Source organism: Algoriphagus locisalis, assembly GCF_900116615.1.
Lineage (GTDB): Bacteria > Bacteroidota > Bacteroidia > Cytophagales > Cyclobacteriaceae > Algoriphagus > Algoriphagus locisalis.
In genome coordinates this window covers 653,521-669,175 of the sequence record NZ_FPBF01000002.1, presented here as the reverse complement: position 1 = coordinate 669,175, position 15,655 = coordinate 653,521, and the positions used below count along the sequence as shown (strand labels likewise).

The window sequence follows — 15,655 nt, the reverse complement described above, 5'->3', positions numbered from 1 at the left end:
CTTATCACTTTCCAACTTTCCAACCCAGACAAAAACCTATTACAGCCATGCAAAGCTTTAGAACAGAATTAGAAAATCATATTGTAGAACAAGATATCATCGACCTAGAAAAGAAAATTGCGCTTTTCAAAGGTGGAAATATCGACGAAGAGAAATTCCGTAGCCTTCGATTGGCAAGGGGAATATACGGTCAGCGTCAGCCAGGCGTGCAGATGATCCGTATCAAACTGCCTTACGGAAGAGTTACTTCAGATCAGCTTCGCAGAATCTGCAAGGTTTCTGATGAATACTCTACAGGAAGACTTCATATCACCACGCGTCAGGATATTCAGATTCACTACGTGAGTTTGGACAGGACACCTGAGCTTTGGGCGGAATTGGAGCGCGATGATGTCACCATCCGTGAAGCTTGTGGAAATACCGTGAGAAACGTGACGGCTTCAGAAACTGCAGGAATCGACGCAAATGAACCATTTGATGTGACTCCTTATGCAGATGCTGTCTTCAAATACTTTTTGAGGAATCCGATCTCTCAGGAGATGGGGAGAAAATTCAAGATTTCCTTTTCCTCTTCTGATGAAGATACAGGTCTGAGCTATTTGCACGATTTGGGTTTTATCCCAAAAGTTCAGCTTGTCGATGGCAAAGAAGTTCGTGGATTTAAAGTCATGCTTGGTGGAGGTCTAGGATCTCAGCCAAGACACGCAGATGTGTTTTCAGAGTTTGTGGAGGCAGATCAGATAATTCCATTTGCAGAGGCAGTGATCCGGATTTTTGACCGTCATGGAGAGCGTGCGAAGAGAATGAAGGCCAGAATGAAGTTCTTGATCAAGGATATTGGTTTGGAGTCGTTTTTGGAATTGGTGGAAAATGAGAAAAAAGCACTTCCATTTAAGTCTTATCCTATAGATCATGAATCTTATGATACTGCGCAAAAGCTACCTGAAGCTCCATCTGCGACTGTAGAAGAAGAGCTTGGGCTGGATTTTGAGCACTTCAAACTAACCAATATTTTGCCTCAAAAGCAAAAAGGTTTTGTTTCTGTTGGAGTAAGAGTTCCTCTTGGGGATTTCTACACAGATCAGGCTAGAAAACTGGCCGATTTGGTTGAGAAATATGCGAGTGCTGAAGTTCGCTTTACCCTTCGTCAAAACTTCTTGATCCGTGATGTTCGGGAGGATTTGGTTCCTTATTTCTTCAAGGAATTGAAAGAAATCGGATTGGCGGCTGCTGGTTATAATTCATTGGGAGATATTACGGCTTGCCCAGGAACAGACACCTGTAACCTAGGAATTGCAAGTTCAACTGGTATTGCCGCTGAACTTGAAAAAGTGATTCTTGCCGAATATCCACAATACCTGAAAAATCAGGATTTGGTGATCAAGATCTCAGGCTGTATGAACGCTTGTGGTCAGCATAATATGGCTCACATTGGTTTTCAGGGTATGTCAATGAAATCTGGGAAAGTTGTAATTCCTGCACTTCAGGTTCTGCTTGGAGGGGGAAATATGGGAGATGGAAATGGCAGATTTGCAGATAAAGTGACTAAAATTCCTAGCAAACGAGGACCTCAAGCCTTGAGAATTTTACTGGATGATTTTGAAGCAAATGCAAATGGGCAGGATTTCTTGAGTTATTACGACGAGAAAGGTCAGATCTATTTCTATGAATTGCTGAAGGAACTTGGAGATGCATCTACTGTGACTCCGGCTGATTACGTGGATTGGGGAAATACTGAGGAGTACAAGATCGCGGTGGGCGTAGGAGAATGTGCCGGTGTGGTTCTTGACTTGGTCGCAACACTTCTTTTGGAAGCCAAAGAGAAAATCGATATCGCTCAGAAATGCCTGGAGGAAGGACGCTGGTCAGATAGCATTTACCATCACTATGCAGGCTTGATCAATGCTGCCAAAGCGATTTTGCTTAGCGAAAGTGTGAGCACTAATTCTTATGCAAATATTATCAAGCAGTTCGATGAGGTATTTGTAGAAAGTGGCAAAATCAATGTGGGAGGAACTTTCGCTGAGAAAATCTACCAGATCAATCAGAACGAGCCTACTGAAGAATTTGCAAACGCCTATGCTGCACAGGCATTGGAAATTTACGGACTGCTGAAAAGCTACCGTGAGGAAGAGGTGACTGCATGAAGACCGTAATTCAACCGAAAGTAACGCTTGTTGGCGCAGGTCCGGGAGATCCCGAGTTGATCACGCTAAAAGCGGTTTTGGCATTGAACAAAGCCGATGTGGTGTTATATGATGCGCTGATCGATCCTGTTTTACTTGATCACGCACCAACATCTGCGCTTAAAATCTTTGTGGGCAAGCGAGTGGGAAAACATTCATTGCCCCAGGAAGATACCAATCAGCTTTGCGTGAGCCTAGCCATAAAGCATGGGCATGTAGTCCGTCTGAAAGGCGGAGATCCCTTTGTTTTTGGGCGTGGAGCAGAGGAGGTAGATTATATAGAGACGTTTGGGATTTCGACTGAAGTGATTCCTGGAATTACTTCGGCAATAGCAGTTCCTGCAGCTGCAGGAGTGCCAGTCACTAAGCGTGGTGTTTCTGAGAGTTTTTGGGTGGTCACTGGGACGACTTCTGCCGGTGAGCTTTCCAAGGATTTGTCTCTTGCAGCCCAATCAACAGCTACCCTGGTAGTCTTGATGGGAACCAAGAAATTGGCTGAAATAGCTGCAATTTATAGGAAGTTTGGCCAACAGGACTTGCCCATCGCGATTATTCAAAGCGGTACCACCAGAGATGAAAAAATCACCGCTGGATTCATGCATGATATCGAGGAGAAGGCTTTTGAAAATAAAGTAGAGGCTCCGGCAATTATCATCATCGGTGAAGTTGTACGCGAAAGCATTAAATTAGCTGAAGTTTACCGGGAAGCGGTGAAGTATAACCTTTGAGGTTTTTAAAACCTCGAAGGTATAGTTCAAAATCGTTTTACGTTGAGAGTCATTTCGCAGCGAAGCGAGAAATCTCTAATTTGTTTTGACTTGGGATAGATTAATATCTCGAGGAGATTTCTCTCTCGTTCCTCGGTCGATATGGCATCTTTGGGGATTTGAAAATGTACTTTGCACTTTCATCTTAATTTCGAATGAAGAATACTGAATTTCGAATAATGAAGTTGTGGAATTCTTAAATTTGAAATTTCAAATCTGAAATCACATGAACCATTTATATCCCATTTTCCTCAAAGTTCACGAACTGAATATACTCTTGATTGGGGGTGGAAATGTGGGTACAGAGAAATTGGAATTTCTACTCAAATCCAGTCCAAAAGCACAGGTGACAGCGGTTTCCAGGGAGTTTTCCCAAAGTTTTATCGACTTGGCAGAGACCACTGATACAGTCACTATGATCGAGGATGTGTATCATGAGAAATATCTGGGCGCCAAACATATAGTCATCGCAGCTACTGATGATAAAGCGGTTAACCGGCAGATCCAAGACGAGGCAAAAGAGCGATTTCTATTAGTAAATGTGGCGGATACGCCGGATTTATGTGATTTCTACCTGGGTGGAATTGTCACCAAAGGCAACCTGAAAGTGGCGATCAGTACCAATGGGAAATCCCCAACAGCGGCCAAGCGACTTCGCCAACTATTGGAAGATGTACTTCCTGAGGAATTGGATGATTTGCTGGACAACTTAAATGCTTACCGTGAAACCCTTAAAGGCGACTTTGAATACAAAGTCAAAGCGATGAATGAGATTACGGAGGGGTTGGTGAAGAAATCAAGTTGATTTTTTGCAGCTATTGACTAATTTTTTAAATTGAAATAGTTTTTCATTTTAAAGTCAATGGCATGAAGAATTCTTCGCTTGTTAAAGCTTTAGTATTTACAGTTTCCTTTTTAGTTTCATCTTACTTTTTTGCAAACTGGGATGAATTCAAAAGAGGACTAAGAGGTGAACCATCCCATGAATTAGTAGATAATGATGATGGAAAGAATCGCTAATGGGTTTCTCTGGATTCTAATGCTTGTTTTTGCATTGAACTCCGTTTATGTTTTTCTATTTACCGATATAGAGGATGATTTTCTTGTTTTAGGGCTATTTGATGTGAGCAAATGGACTGCAGGATTTATTTATCTAGGATTTGCGTGTGTTTTATTACTTGCATTGAAATCCAAAAAAGATTCTCGGGAAAATAGGTGATCGCTATGTGGCGGATGGCTATTTTAATGAGCAGACGGAAAAACAAGGTTTCTATTTGCTGAGTCTCAAATAAATGTGAAATGAAACAATTTCTTTGTTCGATTCTCCTCTTGTTTTCAGTTACTGGATATTCCCAAATTTTGGTAAATGGAAAAGTGACCAATTTGGCTACAGGAGAACCAGTTCCCTTTGTCAATATCATAATCACCGAACTTGGAAAAGGGACAGTAAGTAACCTAGATGGAGATTTTAATTTTCGATTGCCTGCTGATATCCAGGATAATATGGAGGTGGTCTTTTCGCACATTGGCTATGAATCGACTAAGATTTACGTAAAAGATCTGAAAAATCCCCCTATTCAAGTAAAGATCATTCCCAGCGAATATGAGCTAGACCAAGCTATAGTTTTGGATTTTCATCCTAAAAGAATAATGGAACTCGCTAAGGAGAATCTTGTAAATACGCAGTACGTTAAAGCACATGAAATCGAAGTTTTTTACAGGGAACTTATCTGGGCTAATGACACCATCCAGGGTTTGACTCGAGCGGAGGGGTACATGCATTCTGAAGGGTATCATAAAAAGCATTCCAGAAAACCAAATACCAGTGGGGATAATTATAGTTTTATGGCCATAAGTAATATTCAGAAAACGGAATATGGGGTTTTAACGACCAGAACAGGAAGACCGAGGGGAGCAATTGGGAATTTTATTTTCCCTAGCCTTCCTTATAGACTTTGGGATTTCAAGCTTAATTGGTTTGAATATGAACTGCTTGGCGGTAAAAAAATTGGGGATAGGCAAGTCTATGTTTTGGCTATTACGGCAAAAGATGATGGAGTAAAAAGTAGTGCCTCTAGATGGGGTTATAGTCTGTATGGTTTACTAGAGGATGCGATAATCTATATCGATCAAGAGGACTATGGGATTCATATGATGGAGCTCAAGCAGAAATTTCCTCCAGAGCGAGAGATGGATGATAAAGTTGGACAAGTCTATTTACAAAAGGAGAGAGAAGCTGTCGTAAAATTCAGAAGAGATTCAGATGGTAAATACCTATTTACTTATGGTAATTACCAGATGACCTATACAGATTTTGGTTATCAAACTGAGCAAAACCCTATTACCCGAGAGGTTAAAGAATATGCAGAGCTTTATGCTATGGATTATAGCATGGAAATACTAGACAATCAACAGTTGTCTGAGAAATATCAAGCCCACGTGGCAGGAGTTTATTCTGATAGATCAATAAACTACCATACTGATCTGTATAATGGCTGGATTTTTATTTCTGGAAAAGCCCGATATCACCCTAGCTTCTGGGAGAATTTTGACTATCCTTCCTTTCCAGGAGAAAAGCAGCTAGAAGCTACACTTTCTCAAGCCAAACCTCTTGAAGAACAATTTGCAGAATTTAGGAACAATCAATTTTACCTTTATCCTATCCTCAAAAAGCGGCATGGCGTAAAGGAATATGTTTGGGATCGATCTGGACTTTATCAACACCCTGCAAAATATTGACAAAAAGTCTATTACTTCTGAGCTAATTTTTATTGGACTACTTCATTTTGTAGGATTGATTTCCTTTTTCTAGGACTTTTTGATGCAAGCAAATGGACAGCAGGATTTTTATAGCTAGGATTTACGGGTGTTTTATTTCTATCCTTAATATTTGAGAAGAAAACGTTTAAAAACCAAATTTAGATTGGTTGACTAAGTATTCTTTAGTAAATAGTGGATGTTAATTGTTTTTCACTGACACAGAACTCTTTCAAATGCTTCAAACTACTTTTCAAGATTTTCTCGCTTTTTCAAAAAATCCGGTAAAAGCAGAATCCTATACACCAATGTCAGCGAGGAGTATGGTTGCTTTTTTACTCATTGCTCTCGTCTTAGTTATTCCATTTGGGCTCTTAATGAATTATTTGATCGGCGATCAATTTGACTCCCTGTTTGAGGAAATATTTAAAATAAATAAGTGGTTGATCGTACCCTTGGGGATTTTGCTTGCGCCTTTGATAGAAGAGCCGATTTTCAGGCTTCACCTTGATTTGAAAAAATCTTCAATTTGGTGGAGTATGATTTTGTCATTTTTAGTGATGAGTACTCAATGGTTTTTATTAGTGGCTTTTTTAGTTTATATGATTTTCTTGTTAATTAGTGTGAGCCAGAAAGAGGTAGTAAACCTCAAATTTGTTGTTTACACCTCAGCAATTTTCTTTGGGGTGGTCCATTTGGGGAATTTTAGCAATTTTGATTTTGTGTCTCATTTCTATTGGATACCACTTCTGGTTGGAGCTCAGTTTTTTATCGGGTTGATGCTCAGTTATATTCGTCTTAATCATGGCATTTGGTATTCGATTTTATTTCATGGAGTTTATAATGCGATTCTGATTATACCTTCAGTTTATTTTTATGAGCCGTAAGCATGAATAAGAGAATTTTAAAATAGAATCTATTGTCCGATTTTATACCAGTAAAACTATAAATGTATCATAGGATTCGGATACCACTTGCTTCAAGGCTGTCTGCTGTCTTTCCTATGGTTAAGAAAGGAAATATGGCTACTGGCAAGATTGCGGATAATCATAAAAAAGAATAAGTCCTCTTCGATTAAGTCAATTTTCATTTGCGATAAAAAGGAGTTTTTCCCGTATGCCTTTTGAGCTCAAATAAAGTTTGTTGCCTTTTATCTCATACGATTCCACAGACTGGATTGCCTTCAAAAAATCATCTTCAAATACTGATACGGGCAAAGTAGTAGAAGCGTAGTTCGGTATATACTCTATCCCTTTTTCAGGAGTAAGCATTGAGAGACTTCCTGCCTCGCTACTGGAATAACAACCTGTGATTTTATTTGAAAATGTTCTGAGATTAAAAGCTGCCCAGTTCTCACATGCTGAGATCTTAGAGTCCTCATTAGAAAACTGAAGCGTTACTTTGAATAGATTATCGTAATCTTCCCCTCCAAGTGCAAATACTGCGTTTCTAGCAAGGCAAGTCAGGTTGTCTAAAGTTTCATGACCGTTGGAGATGGTCTGAAATCCTGCAAACTCCCAGCTGCTAAACAAATCATAAACGCCAGACTTCTCACTCAGGTCAAAGCAGCAAATGTCTTTAGGGTTACATCCTCCTGGACCGATGGGAAGTGGCACAAAGGGTTCTGGATCTTCAATCTCTGTAGAGCATCCTGAAAACAGAAGTATCAAAATTGTATAAAGAAGATTTCTCATGATGCTCAGAAGTTTAATGTATGATGGTAAGCTCTAAACGTAGTGATAAGTTAAAGTATTTTGGGTTAAGGTGATAAAATTATCCTACTTTACTATTGACCGTGTTTTTCAATTTTTTATTTCCCCTAGTTCCCGTATTTTTGGGCTTCCTTAAAATTACGCATTACCAACATTTATTTATGGCATATTTATTCACCTCAGAGTCAGTGTCTGAGGGGCATCCAGATAAAATCGCAGATCAAATTTCTGACGCGTTAATTGACAATTTTTTAGCCTTCGACCCAAACTCTAAAGTAGCCTGTGAAACGCTCGTGACCACCGGTCAGGTGATTTTGGCAGGCGAGGTGAATTCTGATATTTATCTAGATGTGCAGAAAATCGCCCGTGACGTGATCAATAGAATCGGTTATACGAAGAGCGAGTACATGTTTGAGGGGAATTCTTGTGGCGTGCTTTCGGCGATTCACGAGCAGTCTTCTGAAATTAATCAAGGCGTAGTTCGTCAAAGTCCAGAGGAGCAAGGTGCAGGTGATCAGGGAATGATGTTCGGCTATGCCACCAACGAAACTGAGAATTACATGCCGTTGGCATTGGATCTTTCGCATATGATCCTGCGCGAATTGGCTGAGTTGAGAAGAGAAAATAAGGATATCACCTATATCCGTCCTGACTCCAAAGCGCAGGTGACTATAGAATATTCTGACGAAAATGTGCCGCAGAGAATTGATACTATAGTGGTTTCTACCCAGCACGATGATTTTGACGAGGAAGAAGCTATGCTTGCCAAAATCAAGTCTGATATTATCGAGATTTTGATTCCAAGGGTAATTGCTAAGCTAAAGCCAGAAATCCAGAAGCTATTTACTTCTGAGATTAAATATCACATCAATCCAACCGGAAAGTTTGTTATCGGTGGACCGCACGGGGATACAGGTTTGACAGGTAGAAAAATCATCGTAGATACCTATGGCGGAAAAGGCGCTCACGGTGGAGGAGCATTCTCCGGAAAAGATCCATCAAAAGTTGACCGCTCTGCAGCTTACGCTACCCGTCATATTGCTAAAAATATGGTGGCTGCTGGCCTAGCGGATGAAGTCCTCGTACAGGTTTCATACGCTATTGGTGTAGCCAAGCCAATGGGTATTTATATCAATACTTACGGTACTGCCAAGGTGGATATGAATGATGGAGCTATCGCAAAGAAAATAGAGGAGCTCTTCGATATGCGTCCTTATGCCATCGAGCAAAGACTGAAGCTAAGAAATCCCATCTATGAGGAAACGGCAGCCTATGGTCATATGGGAAGAACTAACGAGTTTGTGACCAAGACTTTCTATTCTCCGTACAGAGATGAGATCAAACTCGATGTAGAGTTGTTTACATGGGAAAAATTGGATTACGTAGATCGAATCAAATCCGCATTTGGATTGTAACATATCAAGCCTCCTGAATTTTTGGGAGGCTTTTTTATTGAAAGTCTTAGCTGATTTTAACTATCCTACCTTTCCTGGTGAAAAGCAGCTAGAAGCTACACTTTCTCAAGCAAAAACTCTCGAAGAACAATTTGCAGAATTTAGAAACAATCAGTTTTACTTTTATCCTATACTCAGAAAGCGGCATGGCCTAAAGGAATATGTTTGGGATCGCTCTGGGTTGTACAGTCAGCAGGGTACTAACAAAAAAACCGCTCAGAACTGATTCTAAACGGTTTTTCTGAAGATTTTTAGCTTGATTTAGCTTTCTTGCTCCTGGATTACTAGGGCTTCCGTGTCTAGTCCGCACTGCTGATTGAGTTGCTTTAGCTCCTCTTTCCATTGCTCGATTTGTGTGTCTTTTTGGGCTCTTTCCTGCTTCAGAGATTCCATCAGTTCCTGATCCTCATCCGACCATTTTCCGGTGGACATACTGCTGGTCAGGTCATCTACTTTTTGCGACTGCTCTTTCCAAGTGGCTATAAATTCACCCATGGAGGTATTCAAACTTTCATAGGCTGCCTCACAGCTAGTTTCCTGATTGTTGTAGGTGATCATGCCCATTTCTTCTTCGTTGCCCTCTGATTCAGTGCTATTGACCACATAGTTCTTATCCCCCACTTCCTCGTACAGACTAATAGCTTTGGCTGAGGTGCTTTTCCATTCGGTTACTAGTTCTGTCATATCGTTTTGTTGAGTTTCTGTCGGTCCGCAGCCAAAAATCACTGCGAGTAGGGAGGATAATAGCAAATAATTCTTCATTTCCTTCGGGTTTAGTTGGATCACTTGCTGAGTTGTACTATCCCCGCTCTGAGAAAAAACTTTCACAAGGGCTCATCAGATTATTGCTGTTATTGGCCTTTCACGGGGACAAGTGTAGGCTCAGCCAAATACTTTTGTATTTGACTTACAATTGCCCAAAGACTGTTCCAAGCTGCGAATGCACCTAGAAACTGAGTGTTTCACTGACCTCCGAGAGTCTAAAACATCTCTTCAATAAGCTCCGTGTAAAAGTCCTTTACTTCCATTCCGATTGCCTTGATTTGCTGGGAAATCAAACTGGTTTCCGTTTGTCCAGGAACCGTGTTTACTTCGATAAAATAAAATTTACCTGTTTCATTTTGAAGGAAGTAATCTACTCTGATCGCTCCTTTGCAGTTTAGTTTTTCGTAGATCTTAGCGATTATGCGGTTTACTCGCGCTACTTCTTCTTCGCTTTGGCGACCTGGTGTGATCTCCTCTGTTACTCCGGCTACATATTTGGCTTCGAAGTCAAAAAATTCCTTGCTGCTTACGATCTCTGTAGCTGGAAGGACGGTGATTTCTCCCTTTCCTTTGTAGCATCCGATTGAAAATTCGCGACCGGATACGAATTCTTCTACTAGCACCTGTTTGTCTTCAGCAAAAGCTTTTTCCAAGGCTTCAGGTAATTCCTCCCAGGTTTTTACTTTGGACATACCTATCGAGCTCCCTCCATTGTTTGGCTTGATAAAGAGCGGTAAGGTCAACTCATTCTCCACACGCTTGAGATTGGCAGCAGAGTTCTCAAAAAGCTGTAGTGATTTGGCAATATGAAGTTCCTCGATGTCGTCCACAATAGCTTTGGTGTAGCCCTTGTTCATCGTGATAGCAGAGCTAAGCTGGTCACAGGTAGTGTATGGAAGACCGATCATATCAAAATAGCCTGCGAGTTTACCATCTTCTCCGGGGGAACCATGAAGGATATTAAATACTCCATCGAAGGTGATTTTATCATCTCCAATCCTGATGCTGAAGTCATTGAGATCCACAGGGATTTTTTCTCCGGAAATGGAAAGAAAATGCCAATCTCCAGGATAAATCAGGATTTTGTAAACGTCGTATAGATTACGGTCAATGGTTTTTTCCACCACAGCTGCACTTTTCAGGGAAATCACAGATTCTCCAGTATATCCACCTGTCACCAGGGCAATTTTTCTCTTCATAGCTAGTTGACTTAACACTGCGAATTACTTGAATTTTTTGGGATTTACCACTGGACTGATTCCTTTCCTGGCTATTTCCCGCAGATGTTCGCAGATAACTCCCGCAGATTGTCGCGGATCTTGGAAAACAACAGAGCGAATATATTCCATCAAAAATCCGCGCAAATCAGCGTTGTTTTTCTGCGTGGATCTGCGGTAAACGATTCTATGCAAATTGGTTTTCTCTGCGGGAAATTTCACGCCAACTTTATCTGATCCAGATAGAATTTCATTCGAGTATGATCCCGTGGCAAAAAGTCAATCTTATCGATTTTGTCTTGTTTGTGATTGTAGAAGACCTCGACATATTCATTTTCAAGCAAATACAAATTCACCTTGTGCTTATAATAGCGAATGCCCACCACGAAAGTGCCTTCTGTGTAGAGGGTAGCTATTTTTTTGTGAAAAGGAAGGTTGGCGAATTCTTCTTTACTCATAATCTCTGGTTTCGCTCGTTAAGTTACCAAAACGATTCTCATTTTTGATGAAAAAAGGTTGATTCCTGATCGGCTTCATCTTATACTTGAAGGAACAAAAACCACTATGCTGCGCAAAGAATTCCGTTTTACCGCTTTTTTTCTTGTTTTGGGATTGATGCTTGCGACTTCCTGCGCATCCAAACGAAAAGCTGCCAGTGAGCCTTTTAATACTGTGATCCAGACCGCCAGAAGTTATATAGGAACTCCTTATCGCTATGGGGGCACCACTCGAGCAGGCATGGATTGCTCTGCCTTGGTTTATCATTCTTTTTATTCTGTGGGAGTTACGATGCCTAGAATCTCAGCGGATCAAAGTAAAATGGGCAAAAGCATTCGTACAAATGAAATCAAGCCAGGAGACGTACTGTTTTTTGCCACAGGCAAAAGGAGAAAGCAAGTTACTCACTCCGGAATTGTGACGGAGACCTCGCGTGGAGATGTTCGATTTATTCACTCATCTACTTCCCTTGGGGTTTCGGAGGATTATCTCAGTAATAATTACTGGTCAAAGGCATTTTTATTTGCTAGACGAGTGTTGGATTAATTGTTTAGCCGCGGAGAACACAGAGGGTTACGCAAAGGGCGCAATTTTAGATTTTTATTTATGTTGCTTCACCCTTTTTAGAAATCGGTTTCAAAATAAAACGAATGAATCAAGCTTCTGGAAAAACAGTTCAACTATTAAATTTGTGCCCTCCGTGTTACTCTCTGTAAACGCAGTGGTTAACATAAAAAAACCAAGAACAGCTTTTGCCGCACTTGGTCTTTCCGAAACATTGAACCTAATTATTGCTATTATTCTTCGGAGACAAGCTCAAACTCCAAGCTTGGCTTACCTCTTTCTCCGTCTTTGGTTACAGATAAGAATCTTACTTTGTAGATGTTCTCTTCAGCATCTTTTATTACGTAATAAACATCTTCCTTCACTACAGGAGCACTATTAGGTCCACCGCCAGCTCTCCAGTTTGAGCCTATTGATAGTCTATCAGTAGTGTTAAAAGATAGTCCAATTGCATCACCTTCTATAAAGGCTTCATAAGCAATTGTTTCTTCTAAAACTTCTACAGCTGCAGCGCCACCATAAATATTATGAAAGATTAGATCTTGATAGAAGTATGCTAATGTGCCATTTGGAGCTGATGGGAATGGAGTAGTAGAAGTTCCAGCACTCCAAGCTATATCCCATGCGGCTTTGCCAGGTTCTACATCTATGATGCCATCTTCAAAGCTGAAATAAACAAAGTTTAGATCACTATCTTTTGAAATATCTACAGAGCTGAATTCAGTAGCGTCAGCATCAGCATGCTGAAGTGTGTAGCCTTCCCCATTTCTGATAATTCTGATTTTTTTAAGCGGTTTAGCATCGACAGCACTTGCTCCTCTCGAAAGAATATATACCTCGTTATTGTCATCATTAGCACTTACTGCTGAAATAATTGGACTAGAAAGAGGATCTGAAGGATTGTCAACGTGAAGAATTCCTATTGGATTTGTATGGCTAAGAACTAAGGCTGCCGAATCTGCAGACGTCATACCCGCTGCAGATACCGCATTGATATCAGTTTCGCCAGTAGCAGAAGCCATGGCTCCTGTAGTACCGTTGATCAGGACTTTGAATTCTGATCCTGTGGCGAAAGCTAAATCCCATGATTCTCTGGCTACTGCTGTCTGTGTGCCTTTACTCAAGTCAATAAATGCTGTGTTGGGATACTCTGCCCCGCCACCATCTACTTCGATCAGACCCGATTCTGTAGGTGGAACTATTACTGGTTCTGGATCATCATCACCGCAGGATGAAAGGAGCGTTACGCCAGCCAATAAGGCTGTAAGAGTTAGAAAATGATACTGTTTCATTGTGTTTAAGTTTGTATAATTATTTATTTAGTTGATAAGTGAGGCCAATGAAATATGATCTCCCGTAGCCTACAGGTCTTTGGGCTCCACCTCCATGGGCGTCTCCGCCTTCAGAAGTGCTACTGATTTGTCTTACATCGAGAATATTTCTGGCTCCTGCATTCACAGAGAGATGCTTTCCAAAATCCTTTTTGAATGAAATATCCATCCAGTAATAACCATCCAGCATGATTTCTTTGGCGGAGGGATTTCCGTCTGAATCAGCGATAGTTTCATAGCCAGGAAGTGCTCCTGTATATTTGTAGAATAGTGTTGCAGTGGTTTTCCATGGCAAAATCTGATAAGTCAGGTTTGTATTTACCTCTGGTGTCCAGCTCATTTCCGGCACCACAGTCTGTTCCTCCGAAAGCAAATTGTATCTACCGATGTAGGAGAAACCTAGATTTGCCGAAAGATTCTTGAAGCTTTCTGTATGGCTCAGCGTGAAACCAGCGGTTTTGTATCGCTCCACATTGAATAGTGTTGTGACTTGAATGTCACTTGGATCTTGACCGTATGCGATTCTGTCTTTTACATCATTGTAAAAAGCGCCCAATACAGTTGAGATTTTCCAAGTCGGATTAAGTTGGGTTTTCCAATCTAATGAGCCATTGAAACTGTTTGAAGTTTCGGCTTTCAGATCCGGATTTCCTGTGATGCTGTGACTTGCGTCAAAGAAGTTGAAATATAATTCACGGATTGATGGCGCTCTGAAACCATTTGCATACGCTACTCTCAGATCAAGATTTTCATTCAGCGCAAATTTGGTGTTCAACGACGGAATCAGTGCCGGTGCATCGTATGCGGAATTCCAGCTTTTGCGAAGTCCTGGTTTTATTTTTATTGAAGGGAAAGGCGACCACTCTCCAGAAAGGAATACCGCATAATCCTGGATGCCTTCATTGTCCGTGATTCGCTCTCCTGATCCTTCTTCCAGATTAAGATCGATTCCCGGCTGTAGTTTGAAGCTGTTAGCAATTTTCCAATCACCGATCATTCTCCAGCTGAAGCCGTTATAATCTATGGTTGTATTGGCTCCTGGAGCCTGGGACTGGTAATGCTCTCCTGTTCTCACATTGCTTACCCAAGTTTCGTTGTCTCTAGTGTAATCTGTAAATGCTCCCTGCCAGGTCAGTCCAAAAGTGGTATTGGAATCCCATCTTCCGCTCAGTCTATGCATCCAGCGGCTGGTGATAAATTCCTGATCCAATACCTCCAATCGGGCATCAGGGCCATAAGCAAAAACTGTTTCATCCAAAAAGTCCAGTTGATATTCTAGGTTTAAGTATTCATTACCCCAACCGGCTTTTAGGTTTAGGAAGTTCTGGTCTTTAGGCAGCCATTCATAATCCCTTCCGGTTTTTTCATCTTTCCATCCGCCAAAATTGTTCTGGGAAAATGAAGCCCCGAAATCCCAGTTTTTCAGGCGATAGCTTCCAGTCGCACTTCTGATATGCGAGCCTTTTCCATCAAAAGGACTGTATTCACTTCCAACAGTTTCCTCCTGCACTCTGGCTTTTAGATCAAATTTTTCAGCATCATCTGACTTGGTAATGATGTTAATTACTCCTGCCAACGCATCAGCGCCATAGACTACGGACATCGGCCCTTCTACGATCTCCACCCGCTCGATGCGGTTGATGTCGATTTGATTGATGTTTATCTCATTGGAAGTTCCTTGTCGCCCAACCATCGGAATACCGTCGATCAGGATTTTTACGTTTTGGCCGGACATTCCGAGAAGCTCCATATTGCTTGAACCCAATGCGTTGTCCTGAGAAAATCGAATACCTAACTCTGTATTCAAAACTTCTTGAATATTGCTTGGAGCCCGGTTTTGAATCACTTCGGAGCCGATTGTCCGTACTTGATAGACGGATTGCTTGGCAGATTGCGGTTCAAAACTCCCAGTGACTACCACCGTTTTCAGGTCGGAAGTGAAGGAGGATAAGGTGAAGGTTTCCGAAGTTTTTCCGGCTGACCAAGTTGCCCAAAGGGTTTCAAATCCCACAGCTGAGATTTTGAGTTTGCCATCTTTAGGCAGTTGGGAAAGGGTGAATTTACCCTGCTCATCAGCCACTTCTCCTTTACCATTTTCCAGCCAAATCGTAGCGTGGGGAATCCCATCTCCTTTTTCATCCACTACTTTTCCTTTCAAGACAGTCTGTGCTTGCGTCCAGAATGGCATTGCAAGCAAAAGCAGGGAGAAAATAACAAAGCGTTTATTTAGATCAAATCTACGCATATGCATAAAATTTTTTGAATTGACGGGAGTTTCGGCTTCCGTCTGATATTTATTTATATATCCGTTCTTGTAACACCAAAAGACTAAAGCGATATAGAATTCGGTAAAATCTAGCGAAAAAGGCTTCTTCGGTCATCCGTCACCTGTGCTGAGCGAAGT

At 41.2% G+C, this 15,655-nt stretch carries 14 protein-coding genes; 7 read left to right on the top strand and 7 right to left on the bottom strand.

The features are described from left to right. Positions 1-47 precede the first annotated feature (47 nt). The 5 genes from BM386_RS07975 to BM386_RS07950 all read left to right on the top strand — a co-directional run bounded on the left by BM386_RS07975 (position 48) and on the right by BM386_RS07950 (position 6,597). Positions 48-2,147, top strand: coding sequence for a HEPN domain-containing protein (locus BM386_RS07975; protein WP_091692528.1), 2,100 nt, complete (start codon positions 48-50; stop codon positions 2,145-2,147). Next, positions 2,144-2,914, top strand: coding sequence for a uroporphyrinogen-III C-methyltransferase (gene cobA / locus BM386_RS07970; protein WP_091692527.1), 771 nt, complete (start codon positions 2,144-2,146; stop codon positions 2,912-2,914). Before BM386_RS07975 ends, cobA begins: the two co-directional genes overlap by 4 nt. 265 nt (positions 2,915-3,179) lie before the next feature. Then, the gene (locus tag BM386_RS07965) at positions 3,180-3,758 is read left to right on the top strand and encodes a precorrin-2 dehydrogenase/sirohydrochlorin ferrochelatase family protein (RefSeq protein WP_091692526.1); all 579 of its coding nucleotides are present in this window, start codon (positions 3,180-3,182) and stop codon (positions 3,756-3,758) included. Positions 3,759-4,252: 494 nt separating this feature from the next. Continuing rightward, complete coding sequence (locus tag BM386_RS07955; RefSeq protein WP_091692524.1) at positions 4,253-5,692, top strand: carboxypeptidase-like regulatory domain-containing protein; 1,440 nt, start codon at positions 4,253-4,255, stop codon at positions 5,690-5,692. A gap of 395 nt (positions 5,693-6,087) precedes the next feature. Beyond that, positions 6,088-6,597, top strand: coding sequence for a CPBP family glutamic-type intramembrane protease (locus tag BM386_RS07950; protein ID WP_244545478.1), 510 nt, complete (start codon positions 6,088-6,090; stop codon positions 6,595-6,597). A 192-nt stretch (positions 6,598-6,789) separates the two neighbouring features. Here BM386_RS07950 and BM386_RS07945 read toward each other — a convergent pair whose 3' ends face one another. After that, positions 6,790-7,404 (bottom strand): META domain-containing protein, encoded by a 615-nt coding sequence (locus BM386_RS07945; RefSeq protein WP_091692522.1) that lies wholly within the window; start codon positions 7,402-7,404, stop codon positions 6,790-6,792. A 179-nt stretch (positions 7,405-7,583) separates the two neighbouring features. Between BM386_RS07945 and metK the strand changes: the two genes are divergently transcribed. Further along, complete coding sequence (gene metK / locus BM386_RS07940) at positions 7,584-8,837, top strand: methionine adenosyltransferase (RefSeq protein WP_091692521.1); 1,254 nt, start codon at positions 7,584-7,586, stop codon at positions 8,835-8,837. Positions 8,838-9,137: 300 nt separating this feature from the next. On the opposite strand, the gene BM386_RS07930 is transcribed toward metK, so the two are convergent. The 4 genes from BM386_RS07930 to BM386_RS07915 all read right to left on the bottom strand — a co-directional run bounded on the left by BM386_RS07930 (position 9,138) and on the right by BM386_RS07915 (position 11,316). Further along, entirely contained in the window at positions 9,138-9,638 is a 501-nt protein-coding gene (locus tag BM386_RS07930) for a hypothetical protein (RefSeq protein ID WP_139235871.1), read from the bottom strand. Positions 9,639-9,856: 218 nt separating this feature from the next. After that, positions 9,857-10,840 carry a D-alanine--D-alanine ligase gene (locus BM386_RS07925; RefSeq protein WP_091692518.1) on the bottom strand — a complete coding sequence of 328 codons (984 nt, stop codon included), beginning with the start codon at positions 10,838-10,840 and terminating at the stop codon, positions 9,857-9,859. Between the two features lie 24 nt (positions 10,841-10,864). Continuing rightward, positions 10,865-11,080 carry a hypothetical protein gene (locus BM386_RS07920; protein ID WP_091692517.1) on the bottom strand — a complete coding sequence of 72 codons (216 nt, stop codon included), beginning with the start codon at positions 11,078-11,080 and terminating at the stop codon, positions 10,865-10,867. Further along, the gene (locus BM386_RS07915; RefSeq protein WP_091692516.1) at positions 11,077-11,316 is read right to left on the bottom strand and encodes a hypothetical protein; all 240 of its coding nucleotides are present in this window, start codon (positions 11,314-11,316) and stop codon (positions 11,077-11,079) included. The genes BM386_RS07920 and BM386_RS07915 overlap by 4 nt, the downstream gene beginning before the upstream one ends. A 106-nt stretch (positions 11,317-11,422) precedes the next feature. On the opposite strand from BM386_RS07915, the gene BM386_RS07910 reads away from it, so the two are divergent. After that, a complete protein-coding gene (locus BM386_RS07910) occupies positions 11,423-11,902 on the top strand; it encodes a C40 family peptidase (protein ID WP_091692892.1) in 480 nt (159 codons plus the stop codon). 251 nt (positions 11,903-12,153) lie between these two features. On the opposite strand, the gene BM386_RS07905 is transcribed toward BM386_RS07910, so the two are convergent. Both BM386_RS07905 and BM386_RS07900 read right to left on the bottom strand, forming a co-directional pair. Continuing rightward, a complete protein-coding gene (locus BM386_RS07905; RefSeq protein ID WP_091692515.1) occupies positions 12,154-13,212 on the bottom strand; it encodes an HmuY family protein in 1,059 nt (352 codons plus the stop codon). A gap of 19 nt (positions 13,213-13,231) precedes the next feature. Next, a complete protein-coding gene (locus BM386_RS07900; RefSeq protein WP_091692514.1) occupies positions 13,232-15,496 on the bottom strand; it encodes a TonB-dependent receptor in 2,265 nt (754 codons plus the stop codon). Positions 15,497-15,655: the final 159 nt, after the last annotated feature.